The sequence below is a fragment of the Falsiroseomonas sp. genome (assembly GCF_041690465.1).
In the GTDB taxonomy this organism is placed as follows: Bacteria; Pseudomonadota; Alphaproteobacteria; order Acetobacterales; family Acetobacteraceae; genus Falsiroseomonas.
In genome coordinates this window covers 1-13,995 of record NZ_JAWLHG010000076.1, presented here as the reverse complement: position 1 = coordinate 13,995, position 13,995 = coordinate 1, and the positions used below count along the sequence as shown (strand labels likewise).

Here is a 13,995-nt window from a genome sequence, read left to right as displayed (position 1 = left end):
CGCCGGTGGTCGCCTGAGGTCACGCCACCCGGCCTCGCCATCGCCCCGGGCCTGCAGGACGACAACGGCAGCCCGCCGGTGGTTGCCGAGGTCACGCCACCCGGCCTCGCCATCGCGCCGGGCCTGCAGGACGACAACAGCACTCCGCCGGTGGTCGCCGAGGTCACGCCACCCGGCCTCGCCATCGCGCCGGGCCAGCAGGACGACAACGGCAGCCCGCCGGTGGTTGCCGAGGTCACGCCACCCGGCCTCGCCATCGCCCCGGGCCAGCAGGACGACAACAGCACTCCGCCGGTGGTTGCCGAGGTCACGCCGCCCGGCCTCGCCATCGCGCCGGGCCTGCAGGATGACAACAGCACTCCGCCGGTGGTCGCCGAGGTCACGCCACCCGGCCTCGCCATCGCCCCGGGCCAGCAGGACGACAACGGCAGCCCGCCGGTGGTTGCCGAGGTCGCGCCGCCCGGCCTCGCCATCGCCCCGGGCCAGCAGGACGACAACGGCAGTCCGCCGGTGGTTGCCGAGGTCGCGCCGCCCGGCCTCGCCATCGCGCCGGGCCAGCAGGACGACAACGGCAGCCCGCCGGTGGTTGCCAAGGTCGCGCCACCCGGCCTTACCATCGCGCCGGGCCAGCAGGACGACAACAGCAGCCCGCCGGTGGTTGCCGAGGTCACGCCACCCGGCCTCGCCATCGCGCCGGGCCAGCAGGACGACGGCGACGATTTTGACGGCACGGCCGCCCTCGCCAGCCTGAATCCGCCCGGCCAGCAGGACGCCTTTGCCGCCACCCTCGGGCCGATCGCCGTGCCGGTCCGTCTGCCAGCCGAAGCGAGCGCCAGGACGGACGAGACCGACCTGTTCGCGGCGCTCCGCCCGGCGGGCGAAGCCCCCGACGCGATCCTCGGCTGACCGCGCGTCAGTAGGGCAACTTGTCCGGCTTCGCTGCCCAGGCCTCGAACACCTCGAGCGCCTCGGCGGCGAGCAGCCGGCGCATCCGCAGGCGGCGATGCTCGATCGGCTTCGCCACCTCGCCGTACAGCCAGGCATCGTCGAAGCCGATCGCCGCGGCATCGGCCTGTGCATTCGCAAAGACGACGGCATTCACCCGCGCCCAATAGAGCGCGGCCAGGCACATCGGGCAGGGCTCGCAGCTGGTGTAGAGCGTCGCGCCGCGCAGGTCGAAGCGGCCGAGCGCGGCACAGGCGCGGCGGATCGCCACCACCTCGGCGTGCGCGGTCGGGTCGTTGGTGGAGGTGACCTGGTTCCACCCCTCCGCCAGCACCCGCCCGTCGAGCACCACGACCGCACCGAACGGGCCGCCGGCGCCGGCCTCCATGCCGCGCCGGGAGAGGGCGATCGCCTGGCGCATGAAGCCGGCATCGCTGTCGTCCATGGGGTTCCCCGTCTCGACGGGGCCGCCCGATGGCCCCAGTTTCGGGAACGGAGGTACCGGCATGACACTCGCCCTGTCCATCCTCGACCAGTCCACCGTGGCCGCCGGCCGCACCCCGCCCGAGGCGATCCGGGAGACCCTTTCCCTGGCGCAGCTCGCCGATGCCTGGGGCTACCGGCGCTACTGGCTGGCCGAGCACCACAACAGCGCCAGCCACGCCGGCACCGCGCCGGAGATCCTGATCGCCGCCATCGCCGCCACCACGCACCGCATCCGCGTCGGCAGCGCGGGAGTGATGCTGCCGCACTACTCCGCACTGAAGGTGGCCGAGCAGTTCAAGGTGCTGGAGGCGATCGCGCCCGGCCGCATCGACCTCGGCGTCGGCCGCGCGCCGGGTTCCGACGGGCGCACCGCCTTCGCGCTCAACCCCAACGCCAACGAGGCCGCCGACCGCTTCCCGCAGCAGGTGCAGGAGCTGCAGGGCTGGCTCGGCGACGGGCTGCCGGTGAACCACCCCTTCGCCCGCGTCAGCGCGCAGCCGGAAGGGCCGACGCGGCCGGAGGTGTGGATCCTCGGCTCCTCCGACTTCGGCGCCCAGCTCGCAGCCTATTTCGGGCTGCCGTACTGCTTCGCCCACTTCATCACCGAGGGCCGCGGCAGCGAGGAGGCGATGGCGCTGTATCGCGAGCAGTTCCGCCCCTCGAAGCACCTGACGGCGCCGCATGCGGCGGTCGCGGTCTTCGCGCTGACGGCGGCGAGCGAGGCGGAAGCCTGGCGGCTGTTCCGCTCCCGCGAGCTCTGGCGACTCTCGCGCGACCGCGGGATCTTCCCGCCGCTGCCTTCCGTCGCCGATGCCGAAGCCTACGAATACAGCCCCGAGGAGCAGGCCAAGGTCGAGAGGATGCGCGCGCGTGCCCTGGTCGGCGCGCCGGAGCAGGTGGTGGCGAAGCTCGCCGCCGTGGCGGCGGCCCATGGCGCGCAGGAGGTGGCGGTGCTCACCCCCTGCCACGACCCGGTGGCGCGCCAGGCCAGCTTCCGCCTGCTCGCGGAGGCCAATGCCTCACTGGCCGCGGCGGCCTAACCTTCACCGCCTTGGCGCTTTAGCACGTTACCCGGCGGCGGCCCGCGCCATCGGGGGCGAAGCAAGGCAACGCATGGAACGCAGAAGCAATATTTTGTCGTCCAGCACCGCGGCCAGTGTGCGCCAGGCGATCGCCGCGCGCGCCGAGCGGCTGGAACGCTGGACCGTGCTGGCGCTGCTGCTGGTGGCCGGGGGCATCTGGGCCTTCGTGGAACTCGCCGACGAGGTGCAGGAGGGCGAGACCGCGCGGATCGACCGAGCCCTGCTGCTGGCGCTGCGTTCGGCCACCAATCCCGCCGATCCGCTCGGCCCGCCCTGGCTGGAGGAGGTCGGGCGCGACCTGACGGCGCTCGGCGGCATCGCGGTGCTGACGCTGTTGAGCCTGACGATCACCGCCTTCCTGCTGCTGCGCGGCCTGCGCGGCGCGGCGGCGCTGCTCGCAGTCTCGGTGGCCGGCGGGATGCTGGTCAGTCAGTCGCTGAAATCGGTGTTCGAGCGGCAGCGGCCCGACCTGGTGCCGCATGGCGCCGAGGTCTTCACCGCCAGCTTCCCGAGCGGGCATGCAATGATGTCGGCCGTGGTCTACCTCACCCTCGGCGTCCTGCTGGCGCGGGTGGAGACGATCTTCCGGGTGAAGGCCTTCGTGCTGGGAATAGCGGTGCTGCTGGCCGTGCTGGTGGGGGTGAGCCGCGTCTATCTGGGCGTGCATTGGCCAAGCGACGTGCTGGCCGGCTGGACCGTGGGCGCGGCCTGGGCGCTGCTCTGCTGGCTGCTCGCCCGCTGGCTGCAGCGGCGCGGCCGGGTCGAGGCCGAGCGGACGCTGTGAAGCGGCCGTATCAGGCGTGGGGAAAGCGCTCCGGCCGGGCGTGATGGCGCTGCCGGGCCCGGAGCCGTGCAGCGGCCTCGATCAGCGCCGGCAGGGCGAGCAGCGGCGTGGTGAGCAGCGCCAGAACGCCGAAGCCGGCGCCCCAGAGCGGGCCGCCCAGCACCAGCGCGGCGCCGGCCGCCGTCCAGCTTGCGGCATTGGTGCCGATGCCGATGGCGAACAGCCAGCGCAGCCGTTTGAGACGTTTCGACCGCGCCTCGGGCGCTTCATCCTGCGTCCAGGCGCCACCGTGGCGCCCGACTTCATAGAGACGCCGCTCATCCACCCTGAAGGGCGGCGGCCCTGTCAGCGGCGGATGACCACGAAGTGAACCGGCCGGCCCTGCTTGCGGGCGCGGCGCAGGCGCCACCAGATCGAGGCCGCGCCTACCGCACCGGCGACGATCAGCACCGGCAGGGCCAGGGCGGCGAACATGATGGCGAGGCCCGCCAGCACCAGCCCGCCGGCCGCCAGCGCCACCAGCAGCGCGACGCCGCCGACGCGGCCGAGGATGCGGTCGAGCGTGCTTGCCCGCGGCGGCGGGGCCGGGTCGTTGAACTCGCCCTCTGGGGTCATGTCCAGCACGGGCGGACGGCGATGCGTGTCCATGGCGGATGATGTTGCCCGGGTGGCCGCGAGGTTCAAGAGCGCCAGCCGACAGGCGGGGCACCTGCCTGGACCACCACACAAGGCCTCGTGCATTGCCCGCAGGAAGATGGCTGTTGCATGACGGAATGATGACGATTCAGCACCGTGAGGCAGCCCCGCAGCCGGGTTGGCGACCTTCCGGGGCAGCTTCGAGCCGGACCATGGCGCACCGCCGCCCCGGTGGGATGGGCCTGCTCTGGGCGGCGAGCACGCTGGTTCCGGTGCTCGCGCTGCTTCTGGCGACACTCGTGCTGGGGCTGCATCCGGAGCGCGCCCTGCGCGATCCTGCAGCCTATCTCGACTACGCGCCGCATGTCGGCTTCTTCTCGACGATTGGCGGGCTCGGCTGGTGGACGGCGGCGATCGCGGGGCTGCTGGCCGGAGCGGTCCTGCGGGACCGGTCGCCGGAGGCGGAGCCACTGCTGGCTGGCGGGCTGCTCTCCGCGGTGCTCGGTCTGGACGACCTGTTCATGCTTCACGAGGAGATGCTGCCTAGGCATGCCGGCCTGCCGGAGACGGTGGTGGTGGGAGCGTATGTGCTGGCGACGCTCGCCTATCTCTGGGGTGGCCGCCGGCTCCATCTCTCGGTCGCGCCGTCCCTGCTGGTCGCGGCGCTCGGGCTCTTCGGCGTGAGCGTGCTGGTGGACCAGACCCACCCGGCCTTCCTGCAGGGGCCCGAGGGAATGAGCATCCTAGCCGAGGACGGCACCAAGTTCGCCGGGATCTGCTGCTGGACGGCCTATCACCTCCGCGTCGCCTACCGCGTCCTGCGGGATCGGACGCAGTCGGGTGCGGCAGCCGGCTGAGCGGCGCGAGGTCAGCCGGCAACCGGCGCGGTATCCACCACGTGGAAACCGGCGGTGACGTTGTCGTTCCAGCTCTCCGCCCGCAAATGCCCGGCGATGTGCAGGAAGCCGCCGCCGAGCAGCGCCTGCGCCAGCGGGCCCTCCTTCGCACGGAAGCAGATGGCCTTGAGGCGCCCGCCGCCGCCCTCGCCCTCCAGGAAGGCGCGCACCGTGTTGCCCTCCTTGCCCACCCGGTCTGCGCGCACCACGCGGGCGCGGTTCAGCACGAACACCGGCTCCTCGTTGCCCGGCCCGAAAGGGGCTAGGCGCGCGACCTCCTGCGCCATCGCCACCGTCGCACCCTGCACGCCGAGCGAGCCCTCCACCAGCAGATCCGCGGCCGAGGGCAGCACGGCGGCATGCGCAAGCCGCTCGTCGAGGAAGGCATGCAGCTCCGGCCCGCGGCCCGCCAGGAAGGAGAAGCCCGCCGCCATCGGGTGGCCGCCGCCGGTCTCCAGCAGGCCCAGCTGACGCGCGGCGATGATCGCGGCGCCGAGGTCCACGCCGGGCACCGACCGGCCCGAGCCCTTGGCCAGACCGCCCGCCAGGCCGGCGACGCAGGCGGGGCGGTTGAACTTCTCCTTGATCCGGCCCGCGACGATGCCGACCACGCCGGGATGCCAGCCCTCTCCCGTCACCAGGATCACCGGATGCCCGCGGTCGGATTGCAGCTGCGCGGCCTCGAAGGCGGCGGAGAGCACCTCGCCCTCCACCTCCTGCCGGCGCCTGTTCACGCTATCCAGCGTCTCGGCCATGGCGCGCGCCTCGACCGGGTCGTCCTCCACCAGCAGGCGCAGGCCGAGGTCGCTCTCCGCGATACGGCCGGAGGCGTTGATGCGCGGTCCCAGCAGGAAGCCGAGGGTGTGCGCGGAGGGCGCGTCGCGCGCCTGCGCGACATCGAGCAGCGCGGCGATGCCAGGCCGCTCGCGCCGCGCCATCACCTTGAGGCCCTGCGCGACGAGCGCACGGTTCACGCCGGTCAGCGGCATCACGTCGCAGACCGTGGCGAGCGCAACGAGGTCGAGGAAGGTGCGCAGGTCGGGCGCTTCGCGGGTGGCGAAGGCGCCGCGGCGGCGCAGCTCCCGCACCAGGGCGACGCCGGCGAGGAAGGCGACGCCGGCGGCGCAGAGCGTCGTCAGCCCGCTGTCGCAATCCAGGCGATTGGGGTTCACCGCCGCATGCACACGCGGCACCGCGCCCTCGGCCTTGTGGTGGTCGAGGATCACCACATCGGCGCGGTTGTGCGCGACAGTCAGCGCCGCCTCCGCCGCGATGCCGCAATCCACCGTGACGATCAGCGTCGCGCCGCGGTCGCAGAGCGTGCGGATCGCACCGGGGTTGGGGCCGTAGCCTTCCTCGATGCGGTCGGGCACGTAGTGGGAGACGGTGCACCCCAGTTCGCGCAGCAGGCGGACCATCAGCGCCGCGGAACAGGCGCCATCCACGTCGTAGTCGCCGAACACCGCCACCGTCTCGGCGCGCTGCACGGCATCGGCCAAGCGCGCGGCGGCCACATCCATGTCGCGCAGGCGGGAAGGGTCGGGAAGCAGCGCGCGCAGCGTCGGTTCGAGGAAATCCTGCGCCGCCTCAATGGCAACGCCGCGGGCGGCGAGCAGCCGGCCGACAAGCTCGGGCAGGCCGAGCCGCTGGGCGATGCCGAGGCCCGTGCGCGCCTCGCCCTGGCGCCAGATCCAGCGGCGGCCGGTGGCGGAGCAGGCGACACCGAGGGCGGGGCCGTCGGCGAGCGGGCCGTCCATCATCGGGCGGGGGTGATCGTGGGGCGGTCCCGCCTCACGCCACGAAGGCCGCGGGCTTCAGCGCGAAGTTGTGGTGGCCCTCCACATAGCGGACCGTGCCGGACTTGGAGCGCATGACGATGGAATGCGTGATCGCGCTGGCGCCGAAGTGGCGCACGCCGCTCAGCATCGGGCCGCCGGTGACACCGGTGGCGGCGAACATCACCTCGCCCTTCGCCATGTCCTCGAGGCCATAGATGCGGTTCGGGTCGGTGATGCCCATCTCCTCGCGCGCGCGGGTGATCTGTTCCTCGTTCTCGAACAGCAGGCGGCCCTGCATCTGTCCGCCGATGCAGCGCAGCGCCGCCGCCGCGAGCACGCCTTCCGGCGCGCCGCCCGAGCCCATGTAGATGTCAACGCCAGTGCCGGGCTGGGAGACGGCGACAACGCCCGCGACGTCGCCATCCGGGATCATCATGATGCGCGCGCCGGCAGCGCGGCATTGCTTGATGATCTCCTTGTGGCGGTCCCGCTCCAGCAGGCAGACGACCAGGTCGGTGACGCTGCGCTTCTTCGCCTTGGCGAGCTCGCGCAGGTTCTCCTCGACACCGGCATCGAGGCTCACCACGCCTTCCGGCAGGCCGGGGCCGACGGCGAGCTTGTCCATGTAGATGTCGGGCGCATGCAGGAAGCCGCCCTTCTGCGCGAGGGCGACGACGGCCATGGCATTCGGCCCGCCCTTGGCGGTGATCGAGGTGCCCTCGAGCGGGTCCACCGCGATGTCCACCTCCGGCCCGCCGCCGGCCTTGGCGTAGAGGCCGACCTTCTCGCCGATGTAGAGCATCGGCGCCTCGTCCATCTCGCCCTCGCCGATCACCACGGTGCCGGAGATGGCGACGGTGTCGAAGGCCTTGCGCATCGCCTCCACCGCCGCGCCATCGGCGGCGTTCTTGTCGCCGCGTCCCATCCAGCGCGCAGCGGCAAGGGCGGCGGCCTCCGTCACGCGCACCAGTTCGAGCGCGAGGTTGCGGTCCACATGGACGGTCGGTTCGTCGGCGCGATGGACAGCCATGGCAGGGTTCCTCCGGATTCGTGGGGAGAGTAGCGCGGCCGGGTGCCGGCGCGGACCCCCTGCTCCGAGCGCCTCTGTCGCGAAACTGTCAGGCGGGCCAGCCTGCCTCGATGGCACTTCTATGGTTGCAAATCGCGACACGTAATGCGACAGCTATCGGCGCCATGGGCAACGGATATTCCGCATCTTTGGCAAAAGCAGGAGAGGGAATTCCAAACATGCCGAAATATCTCATCCAGGCTTCCTACACTGCCGGCGCGGCTGCGGCCTTCGTAAGCAAGCCGCAGGATCGCGTGGCCGGCGTGAAGGCGCTCATCGAGAAGCTGGGCGGCACCTTCCACAGCATCGATTTCTGCCTCGGCGAGCATGACCTGATCGTGATGGCGACCATGCCCGACGATGCGGCGGCGGCGGCGGCTTCGCTGGCGGTGAATGCTGCGGGCCATGTTTCGGCGTACAAGACGACGCGACTGATGACCGCGGAGGAGTTCATGGCGGCACAACAGAAGGCGCATGGCGTGAGCTACGCGGCGCCGAGCAAGGGCTGAACCGGCCGCCCCCCCCGCCGACCGGACGGGGGGCGGAAGCCCGCTCGGTATGCTGCCGGGCGGGCCTACAGAGTCTCGATCCGGATCAGCGCCGGCTTCTCGACCACCGTCTCCAGCGCTGCGATGCGCGCGATGGCCGCGCGCATCTGCGCTTCCTCGCAGTCATGGGTGGTGACCACCACGGGCACCGCCTCCCCGGGCGCGCGGCCGCGTTGGAGCATCGATTCCAGGCTGATCTGGTGGTCGCGCAGGATGGCGGTGACGTCGGCGATCACGCCGGGCCGGTCCAGCACCATCAGGCGCAGGTAATAGGCGCCGACGCGATGCTCCATCGGGATGGCGGGCAGCGCCGAGAGTGCACCGTTGGAGACGCCCCAGACCGGTGTGCGGCGGCCGCGCGCGATGTCGATCAGGTCGGCGCAGATCGCGCTGGCGGTCGGGCCCGCCCCGGCGCCGCGGCCTTCCAGCACCACCCGGCCGACGAAATCACCCTCCGCCACCACCGCGTTGAACACCCCGTCCACGCGCGCGATCGGGTGTGCCGCGGGCACCATGCAGGGATGCACGCGGGTCTCGATGCCGTGTTCGCTGCGCCGCGCGATGCCGAGCAGCTTGATGCGGTAGCCGAGCTCGCCGGCGAGTGCGATGTCGAGCGCGGAGACGCTGCGGATGCCCTCGACATGCACCGCGTCGAAATCCACCGGCCGGCCGAAGGCGAGTGCGGCGAGGATCGCCAGCTTGTGGGCGGCGTCCACGCCGTCCACGTCGAAGGAGGGATCGGCCTCGGCGTAGCCGAGCTTCTGCGCTTCCGCGAGCGCCTCGGCGAATTCGCGGCCGCGTTCGCGCATGGTGGTCAGGATGTAGTTGCAGGTGCCGTTCAGGATGCCGAGCACGCGCGAGAGGTCGTTCGCCGCAAGGCCCTCGCGGATCGCCTTGATGGCGGGGATGCCGCCGGCGACCGCGGCCTCGAACATCAGGGGCACGCCCTTGGATTCCGCGAGCGCGGCAAGTTCGCCCCCGTGGACGGCGAGCAGCGCCTTGTTGGCGGTGACCACCGGCTTGCCGGCGGCGAGCGCGGCGCGGACCAGGTCGGCGCCGGGGCCCTGCGTGCCGCCGATGGTCTCGACCACCACATCCACGTTCGGGTCGTTCGCCAGCGCAGCCGCGTCCTCGTACCAGCGAAGGCCGGTGAGGGAGACGCCGCGATCCTTGGTGCGGTCGCGCGAGGAGACGGCGGTGACGGCGATCGGGCGGCCGGCGCGCGCGGCAACGGTCTCGGCATTGTCGCGCAGCAGGGTCAGCACGCCGGTGCCGACGGTGCCGAGGCCGGCGACGCCGATGGCGAGGGGCTTGGTCATGGGTCTTGGATCCGGCTTTTCAACATTCGCATTCTGCGCACCCCTGTCCACGCCACGACTTCGAGACTCACCGCCAAGAAGCCAACCAATTTCGATCTTGCACAGCTTAGCAGCCTCGAAGAGGTCGCTTTCCTTAGGGTAGGTCCGTCGCCCTGACCATTGGCTGGCGAGCGCGGATGATTTTTCCACATGGCGCGCCAAAGCGCTCCAGGTCAGTTTCTCGCGCCGGAGGGCCAACTCCAACCGGTCCATCACCTCATGCTCTCGCGAAGTCAGCGGACGGTTCTTTGCCATGACAGGTCGGTGCCAGCAGCTACGCCGCATCCACCTCCATGCCATCCACCGGTCCCGCATTGTCGGCGGCCAGGAAGCTCCTGATCCCGCGCAGCGCCTGGCGGATGCGGTGCTCGTTCTCGACCAGCGCGATGCGCACATGCTCGTCGCCATGCTCGCCGAAGCCCAGGCCGGGCGCGACGGCGACCTTCGCCTTCTCCAGCAGCAGCTTCGAGAAGCCGACCGAGCCGAGATGGCGGAAGCGGTCGGGAATCGGCGCCCAGAGGAACATCGAGGCCTCGGGCGCGGGCACGTTCCAGCCGGCGCCCTTCAGCCCCTTCACCAGCACGTCGCGACGCTTGCGGTAGAGTTCGCGCATCTCTGCCACGCAATCCTGCGGGCCGTTCAGCGCGGCGACAGAGGCCACCTGGATCGGCGTGAAGGCGCCGTAGTCGAGATAGCTCTTCACCCGCGCCAGCGCCGCGATCAGCCGCGGGTTGCCGGCGGCGAAGCCCATGCGCCAGCCGGGCATGTTGTAGGTCTTGGACATGGAGGTGAACTCGACCGTCACCTCCTTCGCGCGCGGGATCTCCAGCACGGAGGGCGGCGGGTTCGCATCGTCGAAGTAGAGCTCGGCATAGGCGAGGTCGGAGAGGATGAAGAGCTCGTGCTTCAGCGCCATGGCGACGAGTTCCTTGTAGAACTCGCGGCTGGCGAGCAGCGCGGTGGGGTTGGAGGGGAAGTTGACGATCAGCGCCGTCGGGCTCGGCACGGAGTGCCGCACGGCGCGGTCGATCGCCGCCAGCATCGCATCGTCGGGCGTGTAGGGGATGGAACGCGCGCTGGCGCCGGCGATGATGAAGCCGAACTGGTGGATCGGGTAGGAAGGATTCGGCACCAGGATGGTGTCGCCAGGGCTGCTGATCGCCTGCGCCAGGTTGGCCAGCCCCTCCTTGCTGCCGAGGGTGGCGACCACCTCCGTCTCCGGGTCGAGCTTCACGCCGAAGCGACGGGCATAGTAGCCGGCCAGCGCACGGCGGAGGCCGGGGATGCCCTTGGACATGGAATAGCGGTGGGTGCGCGGATCCTGCACCGCCTCCACCAGCTTCGCCACGATGTGGGGCGGCGTCGGGCTGTCCGGGTTGCCCATGCCGAGGTCCACGACGTCCTCGCCGGCCGCGCGCGCCTTTGCCTTGGCGCCGTTGACCTCGGCGAAGACATAGGGCGGCAGGCGCCGGATGCGGTGGAACTCCTCGGTCATCGTCCTGGGTCCGTGCGTGTCGCGTGGAGGATAGCGGAGCGGTTCAGTTCGGGCGAGGCGCGAGCAGGTCGCGGCTCGGCGGCGGGGGCGGCGCCAGCAACTCGGGTAGCGGCGCCGGCGGCGGGGCCGAGGGCTGCGGCGCGGCGGCCGGCCGGGCCGGGGCGGGCTGCGCCGGGGCCGGCGCCGGCTGCGCCGAGGGGGCCGGGGCCGGCACGGGGACCGGCAAGGCGGCCGGCGCGGGGCGGGACAGCGGCTCGGGATCGAACCGGATCGCTGGCGCGGTGGCCAGGCGCGCCCGCGGCGGCGGACCCGATTCGCCACCGGACAGCGCCGCCGCCCCGGAGGGCTCCAGCGCGTCGCGCGACTGCGCGCGGTCCTGCGCCAAGCCGGCCGAAAGACGCTCGCGATACGCCCGGTCCGGCGGGGTCGGCCGCGGCGGCACGCTCGACAGGCTCGGCCAGGGCTGGTCGAGGCCTGGCGGCGGCTCGCGGCCTTCGAGGTGGGCGCCGAACAGGTTGGCGACCGCCGGTCGGGGGTCCAGCTCGGCGAACCGGTCGCCGCAGCCGGGCAGCGCCGCCAGCAGCAACGCAAGAAAGGCGGCCCGCGCTTGATCCGGCGCCCGCCACACCCTAGCCTTTTGCGGTCTGCCGTGGCCTACGACGCGCGAGCTCATCGCTTCCTTCCTTGCCGAGGCGAGGGTTAGCCCGAACCGGACGCGGGCGGAAGCGTCGCCGCGCGGGCGCCGGCCGGGCATAGCCCGGCCGCACCGCCACCGGGGCGAGGGCAGGATGGCTGGCAGGCAAGGCTCAAGGCGGAGGCGGATGCCGCAGGACCCGACGACCGACGACAAGACCAGCTTCCGGCTGCCGGACCCGGCGCTGGTGTCGCGCACCATGGCCGACGTGGCGGAGCGCGGGCAGCGGATCGTCGCCGACTTCCTGAAGCGCCAGGCCGGCGACGGCGCGGCGCCGGGACCGGACCCGCTGCATATCGGCAACGCCTTCATGGAGATGACGGCGCGGCTGATGGCGAACCCCGCGCGGCTGATGCAGGCGCAGATCGGCTTCTGGCAGGATTACCTGACGCTCTGGCAGAACACCGCGCGCCGCATGATGGGCGAGCCCGTCCCGCCGGTGATCGAGGAAGGCAAGGCCGACCGCCGCTTCAAGGACGACGCCTGGCGCGAGAACGAGGTGTTCGACTTCATCCGCCAGTCCTACCTGCTCTCGGCACGGTTCTTCACCAACGTGGTGCAGACCACCGAGGGGCTCGATCAGAAGACCGCGCAGAAGGTGGATTTCTATACCCGCCAGTTCGTGGACGCGATGAGCCCGTCCAACTTCCTGATGACCAATCCGGAAGTGCTGCGCCGCACCGCGGAGACCGGCGGGGAGAACCTGCTCAAGGGCCTGTCCAACCTGCTGGCGGACCTGGAGCGCGGCAAGGGCCAGCTGCGCATCCGCATGACCGACGAGACCAAGTTCAAGGTCGGCGAGAACATCGCGGTGACGCCGGGCAAGGTGGTGTACCGCAACGAGCTGATGGAGCTGATCCAGTACGCGCCGACGACGGGAACGGTGCTGAAGCGCCCGCTGCTGGTCATCCCGCCCTGGATCAACAAGTTCTACATCCTCGACCTGCGCCCGAAGAACAGCTTCATCCGCTGGGCGGTGGAGCAGGGCCATACGGTGTTCGTGGTGTCCTGGGTGAACCCGGACGAGACGCTCGCCGAGAAGGGCTTCGACGACTACATGAAGGAGGGCATCTACGCCGCGCTCGACGCCATCGAGAAGGCGACCGGCGAGAAGGCCTTCAACGTCATCGGCTATTGCCTGGGCGGCACACTGCTGGCCTGCACGCTGTCGCATATGGCGGCGAAGAAGGACACGCGCATCAAGTCCGCCACCTTCTTCACCACCATGGTGGATTTCGCCGAGGCCGGGGAGCTCGGCGTGTTCATCGACGAGGAGCAGCTGCAGTCGCTCGAGGACAAGATGAACAAGCGCGGCTTCCTCGAGGGCCGCGAGATGGCGACCACCTTCAACATGCTCCGCGCCAACGACCTGATCTGGTCTTTCGTGGTGTCGAACTACCTGCTGGGGCAGGAGCCCTTCCCCTTCGACCTGCTCTACTGGAACGACGATTCCACCCGCATGCCGGCGAAGATGCACAGCTTCTACCTGCGGCGGATGTACCAGCAAAACGACCTGGTGAAGCCGGGCGGGATCGAGCTCGAGGGCGTGCCGCTCGACCTGCGCAAGATCAAGGTGCCGAGCTACATCCTGAGCACGCGGGAGGACCATATCGCGCCCTGGACCAGCACCTATCGCGCGACGCAGATCTATGGCGGGAAGATCCGCTTCGTACTCGCCGCCTCCGGCCACATTGCCGGCGTGGTGAACCCGCCCGAGAGCGGCAAATACAGCCACTGGGTCAACGAGGAACTGCCGCCCGAGCCGGAGGCCTGGTTCAAGGGCGCGACCGAGCTTGCAGGCAGCTGGTGGCCGGATTGGCATCGCTGGGTTTCGTCGCAGGACAAGGCGCAGGTGCCGGCCCGCGTCCCCGGCGAGGGCGGCCTGCCGGCGCTCGGCGATGCGCCGGGCGAGTATGTGAAGGTGCAGGCCCGCGACTGATCGCGCCGCCGGCCACGTTGGAGCGGCGTGCCGAAATGCTGGTGCATCTCGGCCTTCGAACGCCAGCGCCGCTCCGCGGCTCGGCTTCGCCGCACTGGCGGCGGCGGCCATTCGGCCGCTCGGCCGGCGTCATGCGGAGAGCATGCCGTCAGCATGACGCCGGCCGCAGGTCAGAATATCGCCACATCGCTCTAGGTCCTGTGGACTCTCAGGATTCCCCATTTGATTGAGGCATGATTCAAGGCTGTTCTGTGCGATGGGGGCGGCCTTGGCGGTGCTGGATCG

13 protein-coding genes and 1 pseudogene are annotated in these 13,995 nt (G+C 71.1%); 6 read left to right on the top strand and 8 right to left on the bottom strand.

Translation table 11 applies throughout. The features are described from left to right. Positions 1-906 (top strand): annotated as a pseudogene (locus ACESM1_RS29430) (hypothetical protein); the annotation flags it as partial. A 7-nt stretch (positions 907-913) separates the two neighbouring features. Here the strand turns inward: ACESM1_RS29430 and ACESM1_RS29425 are convergent. Next, positions 914-1,390: a nucleoside deaminase gene (locus ACESM1_RS29425; RefSeq protein WP_372624801.1), complete on the bottom strand. Its 477-nt coding sequence runs from the start codon at positions 1,388-1,390 to the stop codon at positions 914-916. A gap of 61 nt (positions 1,391-1,451) precedes the next feature. Between ACESM1_RS29425 and ACESM1_RS29420 the strand changes: the two genes are divergently transcribed. Together ACESM1_RS29420 and ACESM1_RS29415 are read left to right on the top strand one after the other, a co-directional pair. Then, complete coding sequence (locus ACESM1_RS29420; RefSeq protein WP_372624799.1) at positions 1,452-2,471, top strand: LLM class flavin-dependent oxidoreductase; 1,020 nt, start codon at positions 1,452-1,454, stop codon at positions 2,469-2,471. A 73-nt stretch (positions 2,472-2,544) separates the two neighbouring features. After that, complete coding sequence (locus ACESM1_RS29415) at positions 2,545-3,297, top strand: phosphatase PAP2 family protein (RefSeq protein WP_372624797.1); 753 nt, start codon at positions 2,545-2,547, stop codon at positions 3,295-3,297. 10 nt (positions 3,298-3,307) lie between these two features. On the opposite strand, the gene ACESM1_RS29410 is transcribed toward ACESM1_RS29415, so the two are convergent. Then, positions 3,308-3,622 (bottom strand): hypothetical protein, encoded by a 315-nt coding sequence (locus ACESM1_RS29410; RefSeq protein ID WP_372624795.1) that lies wholly within the window; start codon positions 3,620-3,622, stop codon positions 3,308-3,310. Between the two features lie 20 nt (positions 3,623-3,642). Next, positions 3,643-3,945 carry a hypothetical protein gene (locus tag ACESM1_RS29405; RefSeq protein ID WP_372624793.1) on the bottom strand — a complete coding sequence of 101 codons (303 nt, stop codon included), beginning with the start codon at positions 3,943-3,945 and terminating at the stop codon, positions 3,643-3,645. A gap of 200 nt (positions 3,946-4,145) precedes the next feature. Between ACESM1_RS29405 and ACESM1_RS29400 the strand changes: the two genes are divergently transcribed. Further along, positions 4,146-4,790 (top strand): hypothetical protein, encoded by a 645-nt coding sequence (locus tag ACESM1_RS29400; RefSeq protein WP_372624791.1) that lies wholly within the window; start codon positions 4,146-4,148, stop codon positions 4,788-4,790. Positions 4,791-4,801: 11 nt separating this feature from the next. On the opposite strand, the gene recJ is transcribed toward ACESM1_RS29400, so the two are convergent. Both recJ and glpX read right to left on the bottom strand, forming a co-directional pair. Further along, positions 4,802-6,589, bottom strand: coding sequence for a single-stranded-DNA-specific exonuclease RecJ (gene recJ, locus ACESM1_RS29395; RefSeq protein WP_372624789.1), 1,788 nt, complete (start codon positions 6,587-6,589; stop codon positions 4,802-4,804). Positions 6,590-6,620: 31 nt separating this feature from the next. Beyond that, positions 6,621-7,637, bottom strand: a complete 1,017-nt coding sequence (gene glpX, locus ACESM1_RS29390) for a class II fructose-bisphosphatase (RefSeq protein WP_372624787.1) — start codon at positions 7,635-7,637, stop codon at positions 6,621-6,623. Positions 7,638-7,747: 110 nt separating this feature from the next. On the opposite strand from glpX, the gene ACESM1_RS29385 reads away from it, so the two are divergent. Beyond that, entirely contained in the window at positions 7,748-8,185 is a 438-nt protein-coding gene (locus ACESM1_RS29385) for a GYD domain-containing protein (protein WP_372624785.1), read from the top strand. Between the two features lie 65 nt (positions 8,186-8,250). Here ACESM1_RS29385 and ACESM1_RS29380 read toward each other — a convergent pair whose 3' ends face one another. From ACESM1_RS29380 to ACESM1_RS29370, 3 genes are all read right to left on the bottom strand, one after another. Continuing rightward, the gene (locus ACESM1_RS29380) at positions 8,251-9,543 is read right to left on the bottom strand and encodes a homoserine dehydrogenase (protein ID WP_372624783.1); all 1,293 of its coding nucleotides are present in this window, start codon (positions 9,541-9,543) and stop codon (positions 8,251-8,253) included. Positions 9,544-9,856: 313 nt separating this feature from the next. Beyond that, positions 9,857-11,077, bottom strand: a complete 1,221-nt coding sequence (locus ACESM1_RS29375) for an LL-diaminopimelate aminotransferase (RefSeq protein WP_372624781.1) — start codon at positions 11,075-11,077, stop codon at positions 9,857-9,859. A 43-nt stretch (positions 11,078-11,120) separates the two neighbouring features. After that, a complete protein-coding gene (locus tag ACESM1_RS29370) occupies positions 11,121-11,705 on the bottom strand; it encodes a hypothetical protein (protein ID WP_372624779.1) in 585 nt (194 codons plus the stop codon). A 193-nt stretch (positions 11,706-11,898) separates the two neighbouring features. Between ACESM1_RS29370 and ACESM1_RS29365 the strand changes: the two genes are divergently transcribed. Further along, positions 11,899-13,710, top strand: coding sequence for a PHA/PHB synthase family protein (locus ACESM1_RS29365; RefSeq protein WP_372624777.1), 1,812 nt, complete (start codon positions 11,899-11,901; stop codon positions 13,708-13,710). The last annotated feature ends 285 nt before the right edge of the window (positions 13,711-13,995 follow it).